The sequence below is a fragment of the Thermosynechococcus sp. QKsg1 genome, from assembly GCF_031586415.1.
Lineage (GTDB): Bacteria > Cyanobacteriota > Cyanobacteriia > Thermosynechococcales > Thermosynechococcaceae > Thermosynechococcus.
On sequence record NZ_CP134200.1, the window covers coordinates 258,700 to 279,965 of the forward strand.

Here is a 21,266-nt window from a genome sequence, read left to right on the forward strand (position 1 = left end):
AGGATAGGCCATGGTTTTTAATTGGTTTCGACGCAAGTTTGGTGGCAGTGGTGAGGAGCCATCGCCCCCTGCAGAAACCCCAACGGCAGCGCCATCCGCAGAATCCCCGCAATCTACAACTGAATCCACTGCTTCCCCCGGCATCCTCAACTGGGCAAAAACGGCACTCCAGTCGATTCAAGCGCGACAGCAATCGGAGAGTGCCGCGACGATTGAAACCATTGAAACCGCTGAAGAAACTCAAGAAACACCGCCTGCCGATGATGCCCCCGTTCCCGTTTCTATCGAGTCTGAAAAGCCCCCTGTTGCTGAACCTGCCCCTGTCCAGCCCGTTGTGGAAGCTGAGCCCGTAGACTCCTCCCTTGTCCTTGATGAAGGCTTTTTGTGGTCGGCGGAGGTGCTTGCCGCCCAAGGCCGGCGCCCAGAGGAGGTGGATATTGAGGAAATTACTTGGTTGCAACGTCTGCGCCAAGGTCTGGGCAAAACCCGTCGTGGCCTAGTGCATCAACTGCGGGCGATCGTCGGCCAAGGCCCCTTAAGTCGGGATGCCGTCGAAGAAATTGAGATGCTGCTGTTGCAGTCGGATGTGGGGGTCAAGGCCACGGATCAGATTATTGCGGCGCTGCAAACAAAAATTCGCCAAGAAACACTCCCTGCCGATCAGGCGATCGCCTACCTGAAGGAAATTCTGCGGGACATTCTCGATCGCCCCTTTGAAGCCGGCTACCGCCGCGACTTTGCTCCGAAAAAAGGCACGCTGAATATCTGGTTGATTGCCGGTGTCAACGGCGTTGGCAAAACCACCACCATTGGTAAACTGGCCCACATTGCCACCCAGTCAGGCTATCGCTGTCTGATTGCAGCGGCAGATACCTTTCGGGCAGCCGCCACGGAGCAGGTGAAAATTTGGGGACAGCGCTCCGATGTCGAGGTGATTGCCAACCCCGGCAAAAATACCGATCCTGCTGCTGTGGTCTTTGATGCCATTGGCGCTGCCCAAGCCCGAGGCACAGAATTGCTGCTAGTGGATACCGCTGGCCGCTTGCAAAACAAGGCCAACCTGATGGAGGAACTCAAGAAAATCCGTCGCATCATTGATAAAAAAGCGGGTGATGCTCAAATTGAATCGCTACTGGTTCTCGATGCCACCCTCGGCCAAAATGGCTTGCGCCAAGCACAGGTGTTTGCAGAAGCGGCGCAACTCACTGGGGTGATTTTAACCAAGCTGGACGGGACAGCCAAAGGGGGAGTGGCCTTGGCGGTAGTGCAGGAATTGGGACTACCGATTCGCTTCATTGGTGCGGGCGAGGGCATTAAGGATCTGCGCCCCTTTTCCAGTTTTGAATTTGTCGAGGCCTTGCTCTCCAGTGAGGTGGAGGTGGCAGCATGAAGCTGGCCGATCGCCTGCGGTATTTCCAAGGCAATGTCTTTGACGCCATGGATCGGGCGAAGGCGGCGGTGGCGGCCACTGGGCAGCCGATTGTGGATCTCTCCCTCGGCTCTGCGGATTTGCCCGTCGCCGATCACATTCTTGCGGCTATTGAAGCGTCGGTGCGCGATGCAAGTACCTATGGCTATCAACTCTTTGCCAGTACGGCGGCCTTTCGACAGGCAGTGGCCACTTGGTTTGAACGCCGCTTTGGCCTCAGGGTGGATCCCGAGCGGGAAGTGCTGACGCTGATTGGTTCACAGGAGGGGACAGCGCACTTGCCCCTTGCGGTGATGAATCCCCAAGAGTATGCGCTAGTGCTTGATCCGGGGTATCCCTCCCATGCGGGGGGGGTGTATCTTGCAGGGGGACAACTGTATCCCTTGCGCTTGCGGGCAGCAAATCACTTTTTGCCGGATTTAGCGGCCATTCCGCTGCCAGTGCGAGAGCAGGCAAAACTACTGATTCTCAGCTATCCCCACAATCCCACCACGGCGGTTGCGCCCTTGGACTTTTTCAAGGCAGCCGTTGAGTTTTGCGATCGCCACGGGATTTTACTGGTGCATGATTTTCCCTACATTGATCTCGTCTTTGATGCGGAGCGGGCACCCTCGATCTTTGAAGTGGATCGCGATCGCCAAGTGGGCATTGAATTCTATAGCCTGTCTAAGTCCTACAACATGGGTGGGTTTCGCATTGGCTTTGCCATTGGCCGTGCCGACATCATTGCTGCCCTGCGCCAAATTAAATCGGTGATTGATTTCAACCAATACGCTGGCATCCTGCGGGGTGCCATTGCCGCCCTCACGGGAGATCAAACCTGTGTCCAGCAAACGCGGCAGATCTTTCGCCAGCGCCGTGATACCTTTGTCCAAGCCCTCGGCGATCATGGCTGGCCGGTGCCCCTCCCGCCAGCGACGATGTATGTGTGGGCGCAACTGCCGGAACCTTGGCACGGGGATTCCCTTGGCTTTTGTCAAGCTCTTGTCAAGGCAACTGGGATTGCCGCAGCTCCCGGATCGGGTTTTGGGGAAGGGGGAGAGGGTTATGTGCGCTTTGCCCTCGTGCGCGATCGCCCCTGTTTAGAAGTGGCGGCTGCCCAAATTGCCGAATTTAGCCAAACGGTCGTTCAGGTGTCGGGCGCTAATCGCCCATGATCCATGCCAAGAGTAGGATCAGGCCGCCCCAAAGGACAATTGCAGGAATATGAATGGAGCGCAACACCTCTAGGGGAGTTAAAACTAGCACCTCCGTAAAGAGATGGGTGACCGTACAAAGAAGAATGAGCAAAATGATAAAGAACATGGCAACTCGCTCTAGACATTGCCATAGATAGGAATCACGGCACCACTGATGGCAGCCGCTCCCTCAGAAATGAGATAGGCAATCAGGTCACCGATCGCCCGAGGACTCACCCAATTGACCGCTTGCGCTTCACCCATCGCTGCCCGATTGGCAGGAGTATCGATAATGCTGGGGAGAATCACATTGGCAGTGATATTTTTGCCTTTGGTTTCAGCGGCGATCGCCCGCGTGAAGGCCATGACTGCGGCTTTAGCAGCACAATAGGCAGCCAGTTCAGCCGCTGGTTCAACTGCACCCCGTGAGCCAATGGTGACAATGCGCCCATATTGCTGGGCCTGCATACGTTTGAGGGCGTGCTTACAAACCAAGAAGGTGGTCTCGACATTGAGGCGAAAACTCTGCTGCCAATCGCTGAGGGCAAATTGTGCCGTTGCCCCCCTACTAAAGCCCCCCACGAGGTGAACCACGGCATCCAATTGCGGCATGCGCTCCACGAGAGCGGCCACCTCACTTTCATTGTTCAAGTCGGCGGGTACAAACCGCACATTGGCCAATTCAGCCGCAGCCAGTTGTTTCTCTAGGGCTTCACGAGCCGCTGCATCAATATAGGGAATTGTCAGCGTATAGCCTTGACTGAGAAGAACTGGCACTACCCCTTGACCGAGTCCGCCTGTGCCCCCTGTCACTAAAACCGCGCGATGGGCAAATCCCCTCATGGTTCGTTCCTCGGTGTCAGTTGTCGTGCTCTATAGAAGGTTTGCAAACTGTGGCGATCGCCAACGAATCGCCAGTGCCAAGGCTCATAGCTCACCCCCTGCGGGTTATGACGGGGAAAGGACAGTTCAAAACTAAAACGCGCTGCATTTTTTTCCAGCCAGCGAAAGGCGGGGGTGTCCTCAAAAGCCTCACTGAGATGGGTGTCTGGCCGGGCGCCATCGCCAATGTCAATGGCATAGCCCGTATGGTGTTCGCTATAGCCGGGGGGCGCACTCACCAATGCCCGCTCACTTGCCCGTTGTGCCCGCTGCTCCTTGACCTCAAAAAAGAGATAATCCTGATCCTGCTTGGAGCGAAAACCCGATAGGGGCACCAATACCACTCCTTCCTGCTGCGCTGCTGCCACCATGGCACGAAACCGCTCTGCTGCGGCTCGCCGTAACTTAATTTGGCCATCGGCACTCACTGGTTCAAGCTCTGATAGGGGAGCCTCTTCATAGGGCAGATGTCCCAGCAGATTTTCCGTTGGCGTTACCGTTGGCTCCGTTTCCGTAGCCGTTGGTGATTCCGTGGCACGATTGAGGAACCACACAGCTCCCACGCCCATTAGCCCCACAAGGACAAGGGTGCTGGCGATCGCCCACCCCCCTCGCCGAGGTTCTACTTTGCCCTGAGTGATTGGTTGTAGCCGCTCCGCAACAGGAATATCTTGATCCATGACGCAGTCCCGTGCCTTTTTATGAGAATAGACGATTTTTCCTAGGGCTGGGCATAGAGTTGCCAGTAGTTCCAGTAGTTCTCCAAGACACTCTTGACATAGCCATAGGTCTCAGGAAAGGGAATCGATTCCACAAAGCGATCGCTATCGGTCATATCAAAACGCTGCAACCACTGATTGACATTTCCCGGCCCGGCATTGTAACTGGCCAAGGCTAAGAGCGTGTTTTGATTGTACTGATTGTGGGTGTAGTCAACGTACCATGTGCCCAAGCGGATATTGTCCTCTGGATCCACAAGGGAATAGCTCTCTAGGTTCAACTTTTCGGCAATCCAAGCAGCCGTCTCTGGCATCAACTGCATCAACCCCGTTGCCCCCACCACTGAGCGGATCTCCTTTTCAAAGCGAGATTCTTGGCGAATCAAGGCCATCACCAATAGAGGATTTAAGTTGCGTGCCAAAGACCACTTTTCCACTAATTCCCAGTAGGGCAGGGGGTAAAGGGCATACCAGAAGCGGACATCGCGGCGAATAGGCGCAAAGAACGTTGCCACCTCGGGTTCACTGGCGGCCCGCGTAAACAAGTTTTGCAGCATAAAGATGCCATCGAGGTATTCTCCGACGCCAAGGCGAATCAGGCCATCAGTGAGTTGTTCTGCCGCTGTCGGTGTCACCCGATTGTGGAATTCCCACTGCCAGCGCTGCCAAGCCTCTTGAGACTGCCGCAGCAGGTACAGTTCACGTAGGGTGGCACTCCCTGTGGCCAAGGGGAGGAGGGGCTTGCGATCGCTCGCTACCGAGGGTCGCTGTTGTCGCAGCGTTGTAAAGGTGCCCACGGGTTTCTTGAGCAGACTGGCGGCTCGCCAAGCATAGTAGGTGTGGGGATAGCGCTCGATGACCAGTTGCCAAGTTTGGCGTTGCCCTTGGGGTTGTCCTGCTTCCCCTTGCCATTTTCCTTGCCAAAAGGCGGCTCGCGGTGCCAGCTCACTCTCAGGGTTCAATTTGAGAATTTCGCTAACCCACTGTTGTGCCTGAGACCACTGCCGTTTTTGGGCAGCCCCTTGGGCCAGTTGCCAGCGCAGTTCCGCTGCGGCGCTGCTTTGGGGATAGGTCTTGAAGAGTTGTTGTTGGCTCTGTTGTGCCCCCTTGGTATTGCCTAGTTCCTGATAAGCTTGGTACTGTGCCAGAAGGGCATCGGCAGCGATCGCGGGTGCTTGATTTTGCCTCGCTAACTGAAGACACTTGGCCAGCAAAGGGAGACGCTCCGCCGGCATTTTGGCTAAACGGGCAAGGCGCAGTTGGGCAAGGGCTGCTTCGGAACTTTGGGGAAAGCGGTTGATCAGGGCTTGATAGGCGGCGATCGCCCCAGAGGTGTCCTCACTCAATTGACGTCCCCGGCCCACCCGATAGAGATTCAAGGGGGTTGGTGGTGCCTTGGCATAGGCTGCTGCTGCCCGAGCATACTGCATTTTCTCCCAATAGCCAAAGGCGATCGCTTCCCAATCGGCGGGCGTCAGTTGATCGGCGTAGCGCTGCCGCAAAATTTCAAGGTAGGTGCCGTATTCCTTAAGAAAGAGGCCGTGGCGTGCCACCAACTTCAGGTAGGGCACTTGATCGGGATTTTTCTCTAACTGTTGCGCCACATAGTTGACGACGGCAGGATGCTGTGGAAAGCGGGCGATCGCTGGTTGCGGTTGATTGAGGCTCAGGAGTGCCACTGCCGCTTCAGGTTCGTTGCCATAGTCCCGCAGCAACTGTTCCCACGTTTCCTTGGCACTGCGGTTGTCCCCCTGTTGGCGATAGGCCTCCGCCCGCAGTAGGAGAATGGGTGCGGCCATGGGACGGTAAGTCTGCTCAAGATCTTGGAGCCACTGAAGTGCAGCTTGGGGTTGCTGTTGACTCAGGCTTTCTACGGCCAAAAGATAGCGGGCGCGATCGCGCTTGAGGGGATCCGCAGACTCTGCCCATTGCTTTAACTCTTGCGGACTTTGGGGCGGCGCTTCAACAGTCAGCGTGTAAAGGGGCGAAGGCGATCGCCAGTGGTACCAACTGAACAGCCCACCGCCAACAATCAGTGCCGCCAACAACAGCGACACCAGCCAAGGCCGTATGCCTCGCCGATGCTTTCGTTTTGGGAGTGATTTAACCATAATTGGGAATTCCAGCCAGCAATCCCGCTCTCCAATCTCCACAGTAAACTAGGGAGTACAACCCCGTTCTTATTTAAGTAAGTATGTGACAGTCTCGGATTCAGCGGTGGCAACTGGGTGCTACCGAGGGGCGATCGCACTTCAGGAAATCGCATTAACGACCTCACCCCCACATCGCCCTCCGCTATGGCAATCTATGAAAAGATGAACCAATAATTGTGAACACCAATGCCCCCTATGCCACGAATGGTCTGGATTGTGATTAGCTGCAATTGCCTGATTGCGCTGATTGCATTATGGTCGGCGTGGCAGTTGGTCAAGCTGCGCCAGATTCTGCGGGGGGTGTCCCGTGCGCTCCTAGATGCGGAGCGGAGTACCCACGGGGTTTTAGGCGGTGCCCCTGAGGTGATTATCATTGGCCAGCGGGGGGTGGCCGGCTTGCGATCGCAATTGCCTAAATGGCGGCGACAACAGCGCAATCTCCGTCTGTTTTTAACCTTGATAAGCTGGATAGGGCGATATGGTGTCCGCCTGCAAAGGAGAAAGCGATGAGTCAGCAACAGGGTGGCGGTGGTGCTTTTTGGGGGGGGCTGCTCCTAGGGAGCGCGATCGGGACAGTCGTGGGGCTGCTGATGGCTCCCCGCTCTGGCAAGGAAACCCGACAACTCCTGCGCAAATCCGCTGATGCCCTGCCCGAACTGCTCGAAGACATTACTGCGAGTTTTGAGCAACATCGCGATCGCCTCTCAGAAACCACCCAAGAACGCTGGCAAGCCACCTTAGAACGGCTCAAGGAAGCGATCGCCGTCGGTATCGAAGTCACCCAGCAGCAGCGGCAAACCTTTCGGCGCGAAGCCAATGGCATGGCCTTGAGTGACCCTGATGAAGAGGATGCTGTCAATCAATAGCCTGCGGTGGGTCATGAGCCAAGAAATTATGAGCCAAGATAATGAGGAGTTATCCCTTTATCAAACAATCTCGACCGAGGGAGAACCCACCGAGATTTTCCAAACAAAACGTAATACAATCTTGCCATCACGTTTTTTGGTAACAGCACTGTTACAACCAACAGGATTCAAAGAAGGGGTACACCATCGTGGGAGTATTTAGTCGCCTATCACGAGACATCGGCATTGACTTGGGCACAGCCAACACCCTAGTTTACGTGTCTGGGCGGGGTGTGGTTTTAGAGGAACCCTCCGTTGTTGCTATTGACCAAAATACCAAACAACCCCTTGCCGTTGGTGTTGAAGCAAAGCGAATGCTGGGGCGGACACCGGGCAATGTGGTGGCCGTGCGTCCCCTGCGGGATGGTGTGATTGCTGATTTTGAACGTGCCGAACTGATGCTCAAGCACTTTATGCGCCAAGTGCACGGCGGTAAGAATTTGTTTGCCCCCCGTGTGGTGATTGGGATTCCTAGTGGCGTGACCGGTGTCGAACGCCGTGCCATTGAGGATGCTGCGCGGGGTGCTGGGGCACGGGAAGTGTATTTGATTGATGAACCCGTCGCCGCCGCCTTTGGTGCGGGTTTACCCGTGGAAGAACCGACGGGCAACATGATTGTGGACATTGGCGGTGGCACGACCGAAGTGGCGGTTCTCAGTTTGCAGGGCACCGTTTTGAGTGAATCCGTCCGCGTTGCTGGCGATGAAATTTCCGAGGCGATCGTCCAGTATTTGAAAAAAGTACACAACCTGATCATTGGTGAACGCACGGCTGAGGAGATCAAGATTCGCATTGGCTCTGCCTACCCCAACGACAGCTATGACTCCGAATCCATGGAAGTGCGGGGGCTGCACCAACTCTCTGGCCTACCACGCACAGTCGTGGTCAAAGCAGAAGAGATTCGCGAAAGCATGGCTGAACCCCTCTCGGCGATTATTGAAGCCATTAAACGCACCCTTGAGCGGACGCCTCCGGAACTGGCCGCAGACATTGTCGATCGCGGGATTATGCTGGCTGGCGGCGGTGCCCTGCTACGGGGTCTCGATACCCTGATTAGCCATGAAACGGGCATTGTTGTTCACGTGGCAGCGGATCCCCTGCGGTGTGTGGTCATGGGTACCGGTCGGGTACTGGAAAACTTCAAAGACCTCGCCCGTGTCTTTTCCACACAACCAGCAGTGATTGGTTAAGGATGAGCAGCTATGGCTTTTCTGCTGCGCTGGTGGGGACGATATGCCGGCGGCCTAGTCCTTGTTGCTTTGGTACTCACAAGTGCTTGGATTTTGCGCGAGACCAATGGGGCAGCGATTCGCGAGCTGTACCGCCTTCTTAGTTTGCCCTTTCAAGGCGCAGTGGAGGATCAGCAAGCTCTGATTCAAGCCCGCACATGGCAACTGGAGCAGCAACTGGCCGCCGTCCAAGCGGAAAACCGGCGGTTGCGGCAAATGCTGAATGCACCGATGCTGCCTAATTTGAATGGCCGCATTGTTCCGGTGATTGGTCGCAGTTCCGATCAGTGGTGGCGATCGCTCCTCTTGGGGGAAGGCAGTCGTCAGGGTCTCACCATTGGTTCAGTCGTGGTGGGCAACGGGGGCCTTGTGGGGCGCATTACCAGCATTACTCCCAATACCAGTCGGGTAATGTTGCTCACGGATCCCGCCAGTCGAGTGGGGGTTGTGGTGGGTCGGACGCGGCAGATGGGGATTCTGCGGGGACAACTCAACCAGCAGGTGATTGTCGAGTTTTTAGAGAAAGACCCGAAGGTGCAGCCCAGGGATGTCCTCTATACCTCAGCCCTGAGTAGTCTCTATCCGGCAGGCATTCCCATTGGTGAGGTGCAATCGGTGGAACTGAGCGATCCCACCCGCCCCCATGCCACTGTTATTCTGGGCGCACCGATTGATCGCCTTGAGTGGGTCACCGTCATTCCCTATGCTGAACCGACAGACACGTTTACACCGAACTAGCCTCAACGGGCTGATTACCATTGGCTCTGTGGGACTTTGTGCCCTGCTGAGCTTTATTCACTTACCCAACCTGCATCTATTGGTGCCAGACTGGTTTTTAATCTGGGTGGTGGTGTGGAGTGTCAAGCGATCGTGGGGGCAAGGGATACTGGCGGGTATTGCCCTCGGTTGGATTCAAGATGGCTTGGTCAGTGCTCATCCTAGCCACGCAGTCAGCTTAGCTTTGGTGGGGGGGTTGACCGCCCTGATGCAAAAGCAGCGCTTTGTTTCTGAGGATTTTATTTCGGTTGCCCTGATTACTTTTGCAATGGCCATCCTGCAACAAACGGTCATCGCAATCCAAATGAGCCTTGGCAGTGGCTTTCCCCTCGAGGAGATTTGGCAGCACCATCGGCAAGTCGCGCTTAGTTCAGCCATTATGAGTAGTCTTTGGGCACCCTTGCTCTATGCCCCCTTGAATCGCTGGTGGACGTGGTTGCGACAGCAGGAGTAGATTGCCAAAAAATGCAGGAGCCTCTGTGCCCCTGCACTGGAATCGTTAATTTTAACTCTTCGTCAATCGTCTAGCACTATGGGCGCAGTTTCCCGAGCATGCTCATAATGCCATCTTGTTTCTTGAGCATTTGGTTGAGCTTGCGCAAATCAAGGTTGATGGTTTCAGCAGGATAGTTTTTCAAAAACGACATCATGCTCAACCCTTCCGGAGAAGCAGCGGCAGTGAGCATGGCACCACGGAGAGCCACTTCACCGGCTTTATCGCGGCGAATCGTGACCTGAGAAAATTGTTTGAGTAAATCTTTGCCAATGGGGCTACCCAAAATTTTATCGGTTTGCACAACATTGAAGGGCAGCCGCATACCCAAGAATTCAAGGAGCTTGGCTTGGTCTTCTTTGGGAACGAACCGCATCAATGCTCGCAATTCTCCCGTGGCTTCTTGGGTGGACACAAATTCCTCTAGCTCCGACATTGGGAAGGAGCGCTGAAAAGGACCATAGGTGAGGGAGACAAAGTTAGCTGCTTTGGCAGGGGTGGTGAAAAGGGCACCCACGGGTAGTGCCAGAGCCAGTAACCAAGGCGAAAGACGCTTCAGCATAGGGGATCGACTCCAAAATCACTTCAGTACAAACGTCGGATTGCACCGCTAGCAGTATAGCAGCGAAAATAGAGCTTGCTGGCTCTCCTTAACTTATCCCTAACGTTTAGTAGGCTTAGACGTAAATTGATGAGCGTTTGGCAGCAGGGTGCCACCATTGAGCTAACAATTGACTCCTTGAGCCACACGGGGGAGGGGGTAGGACGCTGGCAGGATCGGGTGGTCTTTGTGGCGGATACAGTTCCGGGCGATCGCCTGCGGGTGCGACTGACCCATGTCAAGCGGCAATATGCCCACGGCAAGGTCTTGGAGGTGGTGCAGCCCTCAGAACAGCGGGTGCGGCCAAGCTGTATTGTCGCTGATAAGTGTGGCGGCTGTCAGTGGCAGTGTGTGGCCTATGGGGCGCAATTGGCGGCCAAAGAACAACTGGTGAAGGACGCGATCGCCCGCATTGCTCATCTAGAGCCGCAAACCTTTCTGCCCATTATGGCTGCCCCTAACCCCTTTGGCTACCGCAATAAAGTAACCTATCCCCTCGGTCGCCGCCATGGTACCGTGGTTGCGGGCTATTACCAAAAAGGCTCCCATCACCTAGTGAACCTGAATCAATGTCCCGTGCAAGATCCGCGCCTCAATCCGCTCTTGGCTGCCCTGAAGCAAGCGTTACAACCTTGGCCGATATACAACGAGCAGACCCATGAACCGGGGTTGCGCCACTTGGGCTTGCGCATTGGTCAGCGTACCGGGGAGCAGCTCATTACCCTCGTGCTTGCGGGGGCATTACCCGCTGGCTTGCAGGCAGAGACAGAAGGTTGGTTACAGCAGTTTCAAGGGGTGGTGGGGGTCTGTGTCAACTTCAATCATCAAGTGGGCAATCGCATCTTTGGTGACGAGACGCAGGTATTGGCGGGGCGATCGTACCTTTGGGAAGAGATGGCAGGGGTGAGGTTTCAGATTGCCTCGACCACCTTTTTTCAAGTCAACACGGCGCAAGCGGAGCAACTGGTTAGCACCCTGCGAGAGTGGATTGCCCCAACGGGTCACGAACGACTGCTGGATCTCTACTGTGGAGTCGGGACACTGAGCCTACCCCTTGCCGGCGCTGTCGCTGAAGTGATTGGTGTGGAAGTGCATCCTGCCTCGGTACAACAGGCGATCGCCAACGCCCAGCACAATGGTATTCACAATGCTCACTTTCTCTGCGCCAGAGCAGAAGAGTGGCTACCCCAGTCCGATCAGGCCGTGGATGTGCTAATTCTTGATCCACCGCGCAAAGGGTGCGATCGCCCCCTTCTTGAGGCGATTCTCCGCCACCGTCCGCCGCGCATTCTCTATGTCAGTTGTCACCCTGCCACCTTGGCACGGGATTTGGCTCACCTCTGCGCTACCGGTGCCTATCAACTAACCAAAATTCAGCCCCTCGATATGTTTCCGCAAACAGCCCATGTAGAAACGGTTGCTTTACTGACTACTTCCTAGGGCAGGATTTTCCCCAGTGGGTTGGATGGGCTCTACGCGAAATATTTTGGCAAACATCTTGCTAACGTAGGCTTGGCCATAGACTACGCTGGTCTTAGGTGTTGGCGAAATGCTTGTCTCTGGTGGCGCGGCGGCTGGACTTTCCTGATGGCTAGAGGGAGAGGCTGTAGACTCCTGCTGCTCTGGCGGGGCATTCTCTGCAGTATCGGCAGTTGTTGATGGCTCTTGCCAAGGATCCTCAGAGGAAACGGCACTCTCTTGGGGGGGACTCGTTTCTGCGGGGGGCTGCCAACGGCGACTACTATCACCAAGAAGCGAACCAGCAGCCACCACAGCACCAGCTGGAATCGTTGTTTGCATCACGGTGGTACTGGCGCCAATACAGGCATGGGGTTCAACGGTCACTGCCCCAATCAGCAGCACGCCCGCGCCAATGTTGACCCCTTCGCCAATTTCAATGGTGCCGCCGTGGGCATGAATGACGCTGCCCATACCAATACAGACACCTGCGGCAATGCGAATTGAAGCCCCTGCTTCTGCCCAAAGCAACACCCCGGGTGCCAAAACGGCTTGGGGATCCACCACCACATCACCAACAATGCGAACCGCAGGTGAAGGGGGCAGGGCTAAAGGCGGCAGGGGCATTGGGGCACCTCACAGGGAGGGCTACTTAGCAGCCTGTTGGAGCAGGATTTCGGCCACCCGCTGCTTACCGGCAGGATTAATGCCAATCAGCCGCACGTACTCGCCACTGTATTCTTGGAGGCAAGCCTGAATCGCAGCAAGGGCTTCATTGAGATTTTTGGCCTCAATGCGGGGGCCACTTTGCCAAGAGTTGGTGCGGTAGCGACGGGCATCCACGTGTTCTAGGCCGAGGGTATAGCCCTGTTGTAGCAGTTGCCGTACTTGTTCGACGACCTCTTGACTGAGGTTGTGGCTGCTAGTGCTCCCTTGACTAGAGGCGGTTGGGCGCGGTGCGAACCCTTGACCACGGGTGCTACTGCCATTGCTGGCGGCTTTACTATTGGGGCGGTGAATAATCGTTTCCAGTACCCGCTGTTTGGCTTGGGGATTGACACCTACGAGGCGGACATAGTCCCGCTGGTGCTCGGCAAGGAAGGCACTGAGGTCATTGAGCTGCTGCGCTGAGGTAATTTTGATGCCGCTTTGCCAAGAACTGGTACGGAAGCGACGCTGGTCGGCATACTCGGTGGTGACTTGGCAGCCTTGGCGCAACAGGTCTTGAATTTGGTTCAGGAGATCGGCACTGAGAACGGTTTCATTGCTGGCCGAACTGACGGAGACAGGGCTAGTAGCCGCTGGGGTTGCTGCTTTTGTGGCGATCGCCACCGCGCTATCGGGCCGCTGAATAATTTGCTCAAGGACGCGCCGCTTTTGCTTTTGATCAATACCAATCAAGCGCACATATTCCCCTGCATGTTCTTGGAGGCAGGCTTCAAGGGCGGCGAGCACTTCCCGTTCCTGCTTTGCTTGAATCGGAGCACAACTGGTCCAAGAGCTGGTGCGATAGCGGCGGGCATCGGCGTGCTCTGTGCCAATTTGATAGCCCTGCTGGAGCAACTGCCGCACCTGAGCCACAACGGAAGCATCGAGGGAACCCACTGGGGCTGCACTCACGGTTGCACTGGGACGATAGGGACTGGTACTGGTCACAGGAGCTTGACCGGGGCGTTGAATGATCTCTTCAAAAACGCGGCGCTTGGCTTTGGGATCGACGCCGATCAGGCGCACATACTCGCCCTCGTGTTCCTTGAGGAGTTGGGCGATCGCCGCCATCACTTGAGACTCCTGCCGTCCCGTCAACGTCGGGCAACTCTGCCAAGAGCTAGTGCGATACCGCCGCGCATCGGCATATTCCAAGCTGATTTGGTATCCCTGCTGCAACAATTGGCGGACATGAGTCCCATAATCTGCGGTCATGGTGTTCTTTTCCCCGGTGAGCGTTTCAACGTGTAGGATGAGTGGGTCTTCTTGACGCTGGAGTTCATTCCGAATCGGGGCAATACAGGCAATATTCTCAGCACACTGGTACCCCGATAGCAGTGCTTCATTGATGCCAACCACGTGCTGGGCAAAGTGAATATCCGACTCTTCCACATTCGGCAGGCGATCGGCTTGCTGCTGCGTCGTGATCACCATTCCTGAAGGCACATATTTTCCCGGTGGAATCTCCACATCCTGAATGAGGACATGCATCATCACCACACAGCCTGCGCCAATCCGAGCATTAAAGACCGTCGAACGAAAGCCAATGAAACAGCCATCGCCAATGTAGGCAGGGCCGTGGATCAAGGCCATGTGGGTAATTGAGGCATTATCACCAATCCAGACAGAATACTCTTGGCCATCATCGCCAATCACCCGTCCCTGCTGGAGGCCGTGGATGACAACGCCATCTTGAATGTTGGTGCGGGAGCCAATGTGGAAGGGCGTTCCTTCATCGGCACGAATGGACGTGCCGGGTGCGATGTGAACATAATCTTTGATGCGGACATCGCCGATGAGGTTACTAAAGGAGTGGACGTAAGCCGTGGGGGCAATCTCTGGCTCCGCTAAATCCCTAGACCACGGCGTCGGAGGTGCCGCATAGCTTTGAACCGCCATAGGGAGAAGTCTCCAATGCTAATACTGGGTACGTTTGCTGTAGAGCAAATAATTATCCCGACTTACGGTGTCAATAATGGCGACAACGGCTGCGTCAATGGGTTTGTCGGTGCCATTGATAATACAGCGGGCGGCACTGCCTCGGCTTACCAATACCCACTCATCCTGTCCTGCACCAACCGTATCCGCAGCCACTTCGTAGTCGGGTAAAAATTCGCCGTCCTCACCCAAATATTGCAAGACGAGAAACTTGACTCCCGTTAAGGTGTCTTCTTTTTGAGTACTGGTAACGGTGCCGCACACTCGCGCGATTTTCACTATGGGCGACCCATCGGGCGGATACCGCTAACGCTTTCGCGGAATTGTTCCACCGCTTCGGTGTAGCGAATGGGTAGGACGTATTCGAGGTTTTCGTGGGGACGTGCAATGATGTGGGTGGAGAGCACTTGACCCCCATTCACACGCTTCACGTTTTCGACCCCCGCCGCCACCGAAGCCTGCACTTCAGACACATCACCACGGACAATCACGGTCACCCGACCACTGCCGATTTTCTCGTAGCCCACGAGGGTAACGCGAGCGGCTTTCACCATTGCGTCTGCGGCTTCCACCACTGCGGGGAAACCAAGGGTTTCAATCATACCGACGGCAATTGCCATTGTAATAACTCCTAAACGTCAAACAAGTAAAGAACTAAAAGAACCAGAGGATCGATAAGCGATGCAACTGAAAACTCCACCAAACTGCCCAACCCTTTAGTTTCGGAATTGCTCCACTGCCTCGGTATAGCGAATGGGCAATACGTACTCAAGGTTTTCGTGGGGACGAGCAATGATGTGCGTAGACAGAACCTCGCCGCCATTGACACGTTTGGCAGAATCAACCCCAGCAGCCACTGAGGCTTGTACTTCGGAGACATCACCCCGCACAATCACAGTGACCCGACCACTCCCAATTTTTTCGTAGCCCACAAGGGTGACCCGAGCGGCTTTTACCATTGCGTCTGCTGCTTCGACGACGGCGGGGAATCCGCGCGTTTCAATCATTCCCACAGCAATTGGCATGAGTAAGCTCTCCTAATTAGAATAAGGGTAAGCAGTACAAAAGCTAGAGTTGCAATCAGAGCGATCGCTACAGAAAATAATGACGGGATAGCCGATTGTTATCGTGACGTTAATCACCGTCTTTTTATCTCTAAAACAAGCATAGGGTGAGGGGTTTCTTTTGACAATATAATGATTGATAATCTTTTCTAGTTTCTCATATTATCAAATCTAATTCTAAGCCCTTGACACCCCTTTCAACCCAAGACACGTCAATACGAATTGGTTAATCCATAGAATTTTATCTAAAACCAGTTATCTTCTCATAGACCGATTACTCGATTAAGAGGGATCCGCCTGCGTTTGGGCAGACTGCATAGAGTATTTCAATGCTGCTCCGTATTTTGCTAGACTAAAATCTATTGTTTCATCAAACAGCAATTAACTTTTCTCGATCAATATTCTGTAAAACACTGATCGAACCGATGCGCTGAAACTCTTTGCTGCTTCTATCGGCTAAGTGCAGTACCCAAGGCAGTCGAGAAGAGCAAAATCCGCTAGCAGGATGCAATTGAGTCAAATGATAGGTCTGTAAAGCCAGTAGCTCTAAAGGGGTCTTGCCATGGGTGTGCACAACGCGCAACGGTCTAGCACTGCCTCCATATTTTTTCTTGCTTGCCTCCTCGCTACTTTGTAAAATAAACGATTTCGTTTCCTCGAAAAAGACAACAGTACCCACTGCAGCATCCTGATAGGTTACTTTGCTATCAGTTGAACGAATCTCACGTCCCATTCTGCCTGAGCCGCTTTTACGGACACTGAGAATATCGACAGCAATATCTTTTTTATTTAGTTCTTCGATTGTTTGCTCAAATTCCCCTTTTTGAATAAGGCCGTCGCGCATAATTAATATCTTTTTAGGGTAGCGGTTAAATTTAACTTGAAACTTAAAAACTAAACTAGACACAACTTGCCAAATTACTTGGCCAGAGATAGTTTCTCCCCGTTGCACATCTGGTAACTCCCAACCCAAGCTTTGACCATTGGCCAAGACTGCAAAAGCAGAAGTACCATAGTACAGTCTTCCATTTGTACCTGTGTCAAAACCGATAACCAAGTCAGCAGCTTCAGAATGATCTAATGGTTTTAGGTAGACAGGCTGCCACTTGGCTTTACACAGCAGCCCTAGGCAAACATTGAGAGATTTATAATTATTTACATTAACTGGCACCATAAACTGAGTTGCTATACCTGCTTTTAATGCTTGATTTCGCAATTTTTGTTTTTCTTCATTGGGCGACCAAGGCATCACTACTAAGACAGTTTTAATTCCTTTATTAGCCCATTGCTGCCAGAATGTTTGTTGATCCAGATCATCTTTCGGATATTCGCTTTTTGTAAAATAGGAGTCTATTTGTATCTGCGTGTCACTACTTTTTGCTATTTGCAGTAAGCATTCGCGTACTTTTTCTGGGTATTGAGGTTTATCATCAAAAAGATTAAGGCAACCAAATTTCGTTTCGCCAATTTTTGCACAGCCAAAGAAGCTAATTTTAGCTGTTTTGTCAATTTCTTTATTATCGCAAGCTAATAGTTTTGCGCGAGGCATGACAAACCCGTTAACTTTGATCAGCTCTGGTTGACGACTAAGATTATAGATGTGTTTGAAAATGAGTTCGGCTGTTTTTTGGGATTCCGACAAACGCAGGTTAATGTTTTTCCTAATGCAGTCAAACACACCTTGAATTTCACTTTTTTCTCTGCCTTGTTCAGCAATTTGTGCCAACATTTCCATTGTGAGAACTGGTGATAGTCTTTGAGATAGATGATATACTGTCTTAGGTTTATAGTCACTAGTTTTTTCAACAGTTACAACGCGTGACTCATTGATATCTTGCTCAGATGCACCGTTTTGACGGTGGTAAGCCGCTAAACTGATTCCGAGTTCTTTTATTTCTACATCATTTGGATTTTCATTCGAAAAATTTTTAAGAATCCAAACTTGTTGATTTCCGTTTTTATCTTTGTAGGTATTCCTGACGTACTTGATCTGAATATCGGGATATTCATTGAGCCACCATTCAAGTGTAAATGGAGTATAAAAGCGATGATGAATATCAATTTCCAAGTATAATTTTCCATCTGGCTCAATTCTAACGTTGATTGCTCCACCTCTATGTACTTCCCAGCCATGGCCGCTTTTTTCCAGCCCTTTTTGGTCAAAAATCCACCAAATCAATCCGACTTCGTAATCTTTTTCAAATCTGGTTTTCTTAAATTTTTCTTTTAATTTGCACTCTAGGATTTTGCGTTCAAAGGATTCCAGTGCTTGCCTTTCGTGATCTTTTTGACAACTCAGCTCTCTACATCCTATTTCTTGTAACTGCCAATCCTGAGTTTGCCTCCTACTAGTATCAATACGCTCCCTTGTAATAATGAGGCTCCCTAGTCGAACAGCAGTTACGCCTAGTTTGTAGCAAACGCTGGAAAGGGCTTTTTGCTCGCTCCCTTGTTCTGGCACTTGAGTAAATTGGCATTGGTATTCATAAAATTTGAAATCCTGTTGAGTCAGATTTTTCACAAAAAAACGATTGAGTATAACTTCAACTTCTGGAAATTGGGCGAACATGATTTACAGGGAATGTAAATGTGGATGATTATAGCAAGTCTTGTTACAAATTTAAGCAGCCGAGATACAATTGTCATGAACATCGGTGTGGAGGATCTGGGGTGCTGCGGCTACCAATTCAACCGATTTGGCAAAGGGTTTCCCAGTGGCCCGTGTGGGAACCAACACGGCTGGCGATCGCCAGTTCAATTCTGCTGCACGCTGTGATTCTTTCCCTTGTGCGTGTGCCCGAACCCATACCGCCAGAGTTGGCCAGTGATCAACTGGTGCCCTTGGTCAGCCTTTCTCCCGAACTAGAAGCGGATTTACCCTCTATTGAACCGCTCTTGCCCACGGAACTGCCGCCCCTTGCCACGACCACACCACCGCCTCTACCGTTTACAGGCATTGAGCCACCCCCCCTTTCCTTTGCCCCCTTGGCACCCCTGCCCCCCTTGCCGCCGCTGACGGAACTGCCGCCCCTACCCAATCCAGTACCGCTGCAACCTTTGCCGCCGCTATGGCAATTGCCCCCGCCCGCCCGCCCCTTACCTGTTATCCCGACAACCCCGAATGAGGATGTGGCCATTGCGCCGGAACTCGTCTCACCGACACCTACGCCTGAACCCACCCCTGAAGAACCCTTAGCAACCACAGAGGGGGAAGCAGCGGCAGCGTTATCGCGGTGGTTTAATCAAACGCGGTTGACCCTCAATACGACGAATCTACAAGTGAATTTAGCCCAGCGGATCACGGACTTTTATCCCCAAGAGGCCTGTGGCGATCGCCTGCAGGGGGAAACAACCGTTGCGGTGGTGGTCACTCCCCAAGGGCAATTGCTGCCTGCCAATGCCGCCCCAGAAACTGGCTTGCTCACTCGCAATCCCCAAATTATTCGCAGCAGTGGCTCGGCACTCTTGGATCAAGCGGCTCTAGAACGGGTACGTCAGCAATCCTTTGAGGCCACAGGGCAGTACCAAGCCCTAGCGCTCACCTTTGCTTTTGAGTATCGGCCCGAAGTATGCCGAGGTCAGCAACCTGCTGCCACCCCAAGACCACAGCCTGCCACGCCAGCACCGGCAACACCACTACCAACACCAAAACCAGAGGCTAGACCATCCCCTGCGAGTGAAGCCTCACCAGCACCCACACCCACTGAAGAAGCGCCACCGCCCGTATCCCCAGAACCTAGCGAGACAAACTCGTCGTCTGAAGCGCCGGCTGCGAGTCCGCCAGCAACATCTCCCGAATAAAGCGGGCGATCGCCCGTTGCAGGAGGCCATTGACAATACGCTGACCCATTTGCTGCACCTCTGGCCGCACAATGATCCGCAAGATTGCCGGAATCACCTTGCCCCAGTCAAAGCCGGGGGTATCCTGCAAAATGCTGAAAATGCGGCGCAAATGCTCTAGGGCATTGGCTTCACTGACGATGCTGGAACTTGGCGTTGCCGGTACGGGACGGGTGACGAGGGGTAAAAGTTGCACAAGGTTCCATTGCCCCATTGTTGTCCGTGCCCAAGTATCAAGGCTCTTGACAATTTCATCCGCTAGGCGATCGCGATACTCCGCTCCCCGCTCCGAAAAGAGAAAATCTAAAGCCTGCTCCAGCACCACATTAAAGTCATAGTCACGGCTCTCGCGGGCATTGCGCAGCAGATTTTCTAGGCGCGTCCAGCGAAATTGACCATCCTTGAGGAGCAGGTTCGTGAGACTCGTGCGCAGCTCTGGGGCAGGATCCGTGAGCAGTCGTTTGGCAATGTAAGGATAGGCGGCACTGAGTACCTTAAAGTTGGGGTCAACGCCCATGGCAATCCCTTCCATGGTCAGGAGCGATCGCACAATCAAGGCATAATAGGCGGGCACCTGAAAAGGATACTCATACATCACCTCTGACAGGCGATCGAAAATGCGTTGGATATTTAGTTCCGAGACACTTGCCCCCAAGGCATCCTCAAAGACCAAGGCCAGCGCCGGAATAATTGGTTCCAGATCTGTATCGGGGGTTAGGAACCCTAAATGAACATAGTCGTAGGCAAGGCTTTCGTACTCACGGTTAACAATGTGGACAATGGCATTCAGCAAGCCATAGCGTTGCTCTGGGGCAATCTCACTCATCATGCCAAAGTCGAGATAGGCCAATTTGCCGCTGGGCATGGCCAGCAGATTTCCCGGATGGGGATCAGCATGGAAAAACCCATGTTCGAGCAACTGCCGCAGGGAGCACTGCACCCCCACATACACCATGTAGCGCGGATCAATCCCCAAGGCCTGAATTTGCTGCGGTTGGTTGAGTTTCACCCCCGTCACCCACTCCATGGTGAGCACCCGCCGCCGCGTATAATTCCAGTAAATCTTGGGAATATAGACATCGGTTAAGTGGCCATAGAGACGGGCAAAGCGTTCGGCATTCCGTCCCTCTTGGGTATAATCCATTTCCTCAAAGAGGCGACCAGCAAATTCATCGAGAATGGCCACTAAATCACTGCGAATCTCCTTGATCAGGCGTTTTGCCCAATAGGCCACCCCCCGCAGAATATAAATGTCTAGGGTAATACTTTCCGCCAAGCCGGGGCGCTGCACTTTAATGGCCACCTCTTCGCCACTGTGGAGTTTGCCGCGATACACCTGTCCCAAGGAGGCAGCCGCAATGGGATGATCACTCAGTTCAGCAAAAAGCTCACTGGGGGGGGCGCCCAATTCCTCCTCAATAAACTGAAAGGCCACTTCATTGGGAAAGGGGGGCAACTGATCTTGGAGTTTGGTCAATTCCTCCAGATAGACGGCGGGCAGCAGATCCGGGCGGGTGGAGAGGGCTTGTCCCACTTTGATATAGGCAGGGCCAAGGCGGGTGAGGGTTTCCCGCAGGGCGATCGCTCGCTGGTGTTGATTTTGTTTACTTTGGCCTGTGACCCTGTCCCACCAACGGTTAAAGAGCAACCAAAACACTGGCCAGAGAATCCGCAACCAGCGACTCAAGACGAGTAAAGGCCGCTGCCGATAGTAGGCATCAATGGCCACGGGATCGTAGGGTTGAAAGGTCTCCGGATCATTGGGAAGGGTTTCAGCCGCGATCGCAATCTCTTGGGGCGCGGAATCACTGGGGACAATTGCCGTATTCATGGGCAGTCGCGCAAACTCTTAAAGTATTTTAACAATCAGTTCATCCTCAAGGAGGGCGGAA

At 53.5% G+C, this 21,266-nt stretch carries 21 protein-coding genes; 9 read left to right on the plus strand and 12 right to left on the minus strand.

Annotated features, from left to right (window positions below):
• The first annotated feature begins 10 nt into the window (after positions 1-10).
• Together ftsY and RHP47_RS01240 are read left to right on the plus strand one after the other, a co-directional pair.
• Positions 11-1,390, plus strand: a complete 1,380-nt coding sequence (ftsY, locus tag RHP47_RS01235; protein ID WP_310840854.1) for a signal recognition particle-docking protein FtsY — start codon at positions 11-13, stop codon at positions 1,388-1,390.
• Entirely contained in the window at positions 1,387-2,586 is a 1,200-nt protein-coding gene (locus tag RHP47_RS01240) for an LL-diaminopimelate aminotransferase (protein WP_286626252.1), read from the plus strand. Before ftsY ends, RHP47_RS01240 begins: the two co-directional genes overlap by 4 nt.
• Here the strand turns inward: RHP47_RS01240 and RHP47_RS01245 are convergent.
• The 4 genes from RHP47_RS01245 to RHP47_RS01260 are packed head-to-tail and all read right to left on the minus strand — an operon-like array spanning position 2,573 to position 6,319.
• Complete coding sequence (locus RHP47_RS01245) at positions 2,573-2,734, minus strand: hypothetical protein (RefSeq protein ID WP_190278145.1); 162 nt, start codon at positions 2,732-2,734, stop codon at positions 2,573-2,575. The genes RHP47_RS01240 and RHP47_RS01245 overlap by 14 nt on opposite strands.
• 11 nt (positions 2,735-2,745) lie before the next feature.
• A complete protein-coding gene (fabG, locus tag RHP47_RS01250) occupies positions 2,746-3,450 on the minus strand; it encodes a 3-oxoacyl-ACP reductase FabG (RefSeq protein ID WP_310840856.1) in 705 nt (234 codons plus the stop codon).
• Positions 3,447-4,169, minus strand: coding sequence for a D-alanyl-D-alanine carboxypeptidase family protein (locus RHP47_RS01255; RefSeq protein ID WP_310840857.1), 723 nt, complete (start codon positions 4,167-4,169; stop codon positions 3,447-3,449). The genes fabG and RHP47_RS01255 overlap by 4 nt, the downstream gene beginning before the upstream one ends.
• Before the next feature lie 41 nt (positions 4,170-4,210).
• Positions 4,211-6,319: a transglycosylase SLT domain-containing protein gene (locus RHP47_RS01260; RefSeq protein WP_310840858.1), complete on the minus strand. Its 2,109-nt coding sequence runs from the start codon at positions 6,317-6,319 to the stop codon at positions 4,211-4,213.
• 237 nt (positions 6,320-6,556) lie between these two features.
• On the opposite strand from RHP47_RS01260, the gene RHP47_RS01265 reads away from it, so the two are divergent.
• From RHP47_RS01265 to mreD, 5 genes are all read left to right on the plus strand, one after another.
• Positions 6,557-6,871: a hypothetical protein gene (locus RHP47_RS01265; protein ID WP_286626259.1), complete on the plus strand. Its 315-nt coding sequence runs from the start codon at positions 6,557-6,559 to the stop codon at positions 6,869-6,871.
• Complete coding sequence (locus RHP47_RS01270) at positions 6,868-7,227, plus strand: YtxH domain-containing protein (protein ID WP_190278147.1); 360 nt, start codon at positions 6,868-6,870, stop codon at positions 7,225-7,227. Before RHP47_RS01265 ends, RHP47_RS01270 begins: the two co-directional genes overlap by 4 nt.
• 188 nt (positions 7,228-7,415) lie before the next feature.
• Positions 7,416-8,456, plus strand: coding sequence for a rod shape-determining protein (locus RHP47_RS01275; protein ID WP_149817440.1), 1,041 nt, complete (start codon positions 7,416-7,418; stop codon positions 8,454-8,456).
• Between the two features lie 12 nt (positions 8,457-8,468).
• Positions 8,469-9,233 carry a rod shape-determining protein MreC gene (mreC, locus tag RHP47_RS01280; RefSeq protein ID WP_149817442.1) on the plus strand — a complete coding sequence of 255 codons (765 nt, stop codon included), beginning with the start codon at positions 8,469-8,471 and terminating at the stop codon, positions 9,231-9,233.
• Positions 9,199-9,726: a rod shape-determining protein MreD gene (gene mreD, locus RHP47_RS01285; protein ID WP_286626262.1), complete on the plus strand. Its 528-nt coding sequence runs from the start codon at positions 9,199-9,201 to the stop codon at positions 9,724-9,726. The genes mreC and mreD overlap by 35 nt, the downstream gene beginning before the upstream one ends.
• A 76-nt stretch (positions 9,727-9,802) precedes the next feature.
• Here mreD and RHP47_RS01290 read toward each other — a convergent pair whose 3' ends face one another.
• Positions 9,803-10,327: an alpha/beta hydrolase gene (locus tag RHP47_RS01290; protein ID WP_286626263.1), complete on the minus strand. Its 525-nt coding sequence runs from the start codon at positions 10,325-10,327 to the stop codon at positions 9,803-9,805.
• 129 nt (positions 10,328-10,456) lie between these two features.
• On the opposite strand from RHP47_RS01290, the gene rlmD reads away from it, so the two are divergent.
• The gene (gene rlmD / locus RHP47_RS01295; protein ID WP_310840859.1) at positions 10,457-11,806 is read left to right on the plus strand and encodes a 23S rRNA (uracil(1939)-C(5))-methyltransferase RlmD; all 1,350 of its coding nucleotides are present in this window, start codon (positions 10,457-10,459) and stop codon (positions 11,804-11,806) included.
• On the opposite strand, the gene RHP47_RS01300 is transcribed toward rlmD, so the two are convergent.
• From RHP47_RS01300 to RHP47_RS01325, 6 genes are all read right to left on the minus strand, one after another.
• On the minus strand, positions 11,789-12,451 hold the full coding sequence (locus tag RHP47_RS01300) for a hypothetical protein (protein WP_310840861.1): 663 nt from the start codon (positions 12,449-12,451) through the stop codon (positions 11,789-11,791). The genes rlmD and RHP47_RS01300 overlap by 18 nt on opposite strands.
• 21 nt (positions 12,452-12,472) lie before the next feature.
• Entirely contained in the window at positions 12,473-14,431 is a 1,959-nt protein-coding gene (locus RHP47_RS01305; RefSeq protein WP_149817453.1) for a ribulose bisphosphate carboxylase small subunit, read from the minus strand.
• Positions 14,432-14,449: 18 nt separating this feature from the next.
• Entirely contained in the window at positions 14,450-14,749 is a 300-nt protein-coding gene (locus tag RHP47_RS01310; protein ID WP_149817455.1) for a EutN/CcmL family microcompartment protein, read from the minus strand.
• Complete coding sequence (locus RHP47_RS01315) at positions 14,749-15,090, minus strand: carbon dioxide-concentrating mechanism protein CcmK (protein ID WP_011056790.1); 342 nt, start codon at positions 15,088-15,090, stop codon at positions 14,749-14,751. The genes RHP47_RS01310 and RHP47_RS01315 overlap by 1 nt, the downstream gene beginning before the upstream one ends.
• Positions 15,091-15,186: 96 nt before the next feature.
• Positions 15,187-15,495, minus strand: coding sequence for a carbon dioxide-concentrating mechanism protein CcmK (locus tag RHP47_RS01320; protein WP_011056791.1), 309 nt, complete (start codon positions 15,493-15,495; stop codon positions 15,187-15,189).
• 409 nt (positions 15,496-15,904) lie between these two features.
• Entirely contained in the window at positions 15,905-18,103 is a 2,199-nt protein-coding gene (locus RHP47_RS01325) for an argonaute PAZ domain-containing protein (RefSeq protein ID WP_310840862.1), read from the minus strand.
• 101 nt (positions 18,104-18,204) lie between these two features.
• On the opposite strand from RHP47_RS01325, the gene RHP47_RS01330 reads away from it, so the two are divergent.
• Positions 18,205-19,335 carry a hypothetical protein gene (locus tag RHP47_RS01330; protein ID WP_310840864.1) on the plus strand — a complete coding sequence of 377 codons (1,131 nt, stop codon included), beginning with the start codon at positions 18,205-18,207 and terminating at the stop codon, positions 19,333-19,335.
• On the opposite strand, the gene RHP47_RS01335 is transcribed toward RHP47_RS01330, so the two are convergent.
• Complete coding sequence (locus RHP47_RS01335) at positions 19,271-21,205, minus strand: AarF/ABC1/UbiB kinase family protein (RefSeq protein WP_286626271.1); 1,935 nt, start codon at positions 21,203-21,205, stop codon at positions 19,271-19,273. The genes RHP47_RS01330 and RHP47_RS01335 overlap by 65 nt on opposite strands.
• Positions 21,206-21,266 lie beyond the last annotated feature (61 nt).

What these genes read in the sequence shown, in the direction of transcription:
- fabG (WP_310840856.1), bottom strand. Translation starts at nt 3,450, where the DNA reads ATGAGGGGATTTGCCCATCGCGCGGTTTTAGTGACAGGGGGCACAGGC.
- RHP47_RS01270 (WP_190278147.1), top strand. Translation starts at nt 6,868, where the DNA reads ATGAGTCAGCAACAGGGTGGCGGTGGTGCTTTTTGGGGGGGGCTGCTC.
- RHP47_RS01255 (WP_310840857.1), bottom strand. Translation starts at nt 4,169, where the DNA reads ATGGATCAAGATATTCCTGTTGCGGAGCGGCTACAACCAATCACTCAG.
- mreC (WP_149817442.1), top strand. Translation starts at nt 8,469, where the DNA reads ATGGCTTTTCTGCTGCGCTGGTGGGGACGATATGCCGGCGGCCTAGTC.
- RHP47_RS01335 (WP_286626271.1), bottom strand. Translation starts at nt 21,205, where the DNA reads ATGAATACGGCAATTGTCCCCAGTGATTCCGCGCCCCAAGAGATTGCG.
- RHP47_RS01265 (WP_286626259.1), top strand. Translation starts at nt 6,557, where the DNA reads ATGCCACGAATGGTCTGGATTGTGATTAGCTGCAATTGCCTGATTGCG.
- mreD (WP_286626262.1), top strand. Translation starts at nt 9,199, where the DNA reads ATGCTGAACCGACAGACACGTTTACACCGAACTAGCCTCAACGGGCTG.
- rlmD (WP_310840859.1), top strand. Translation starts at nt 10,457, where the DNA reads ATGAGCGTTTGGCAGCAGGGTGCCACCATTGAGCTAACAATTGACTCC.
- RHP47_RS01245 (WP_190278145.1), bottom strand. Translation starts at nt 2,734, where the DNA reads ATGTTCTTTATCATTTTGCTCATTCTTCTTTGTACGGTCACCCATCTC.
- RHP47_RS01325 (WP_310840862.1), bottom strand. Translation starts at nt 18,103, where the DNA reads ATGTTCGCCCAATTTCCAGAAGTTGAAGTTATACTCAATCGTTTTTTT.
- RHP47_RS01300 (WP_310840861.1), bottom strand. Translation starts at nt 12,451, where the DNA reads ATGCCCCTGCCGCCTTTAGCCCTGCCCCCTTCACCTGCGGTTCGCATT.
- RHP47_RS01240 (WP_286626252.1), top strand. Translation starts at nt 1,387, where the DNA reads ATGAAGCTGGCCGATCGCCTGCGGTATTTCCAAGGCAATGTCTTTGAC.
- RHP47_RS01290 (WP_286626263.1), bottom strand. Translation starts at nt 10,327, where the DNA reads ATGCTGAAGCGTCTTTCGCCTTGGTTACTGGCTCTGGCACTACCCGTG.
- RHP47_RS01315 (WP_011056790.1), bottom strand. Translation starts at nt 15,090, where the DNA reads ATGGCAATTGCCGTCGGTATGATTGAAACCCTTGGTTTCCCCGCAGTG.
- RHP47_RS01260 (WP_310840858.1), bottom strand. Translation starts at nt 6,319, where the DNA reads ATGGTTAAATCACTCCCAAAACGAAAGCATCGGCGAGGCATACGGCCT.
- RHP47_RS01320 (WP_011056791.1), bottom strand. Translation starts at nt 15,495, where the DNA reads ATGCCAATTGCTGTGGGAATGATTGAAACGCGCGGATTCCCCGCCGTC.
- RHP47_RS01305 (WP_149817453.1), bottom strand. Translation starts at nt 14,431, where the DNA reads ATGGCGGTTCAAAGCTATGCGGCACCTCCGACGCCGTGGTCTAGGGAT.
- ftsY (WP_310840854.1), top strand. Translation starts at nt 11, where the DNA reads ATGGTTTTTAATTGGTTTCGACGCAAGTTTGGTGGCAGTGGTGAGGAG.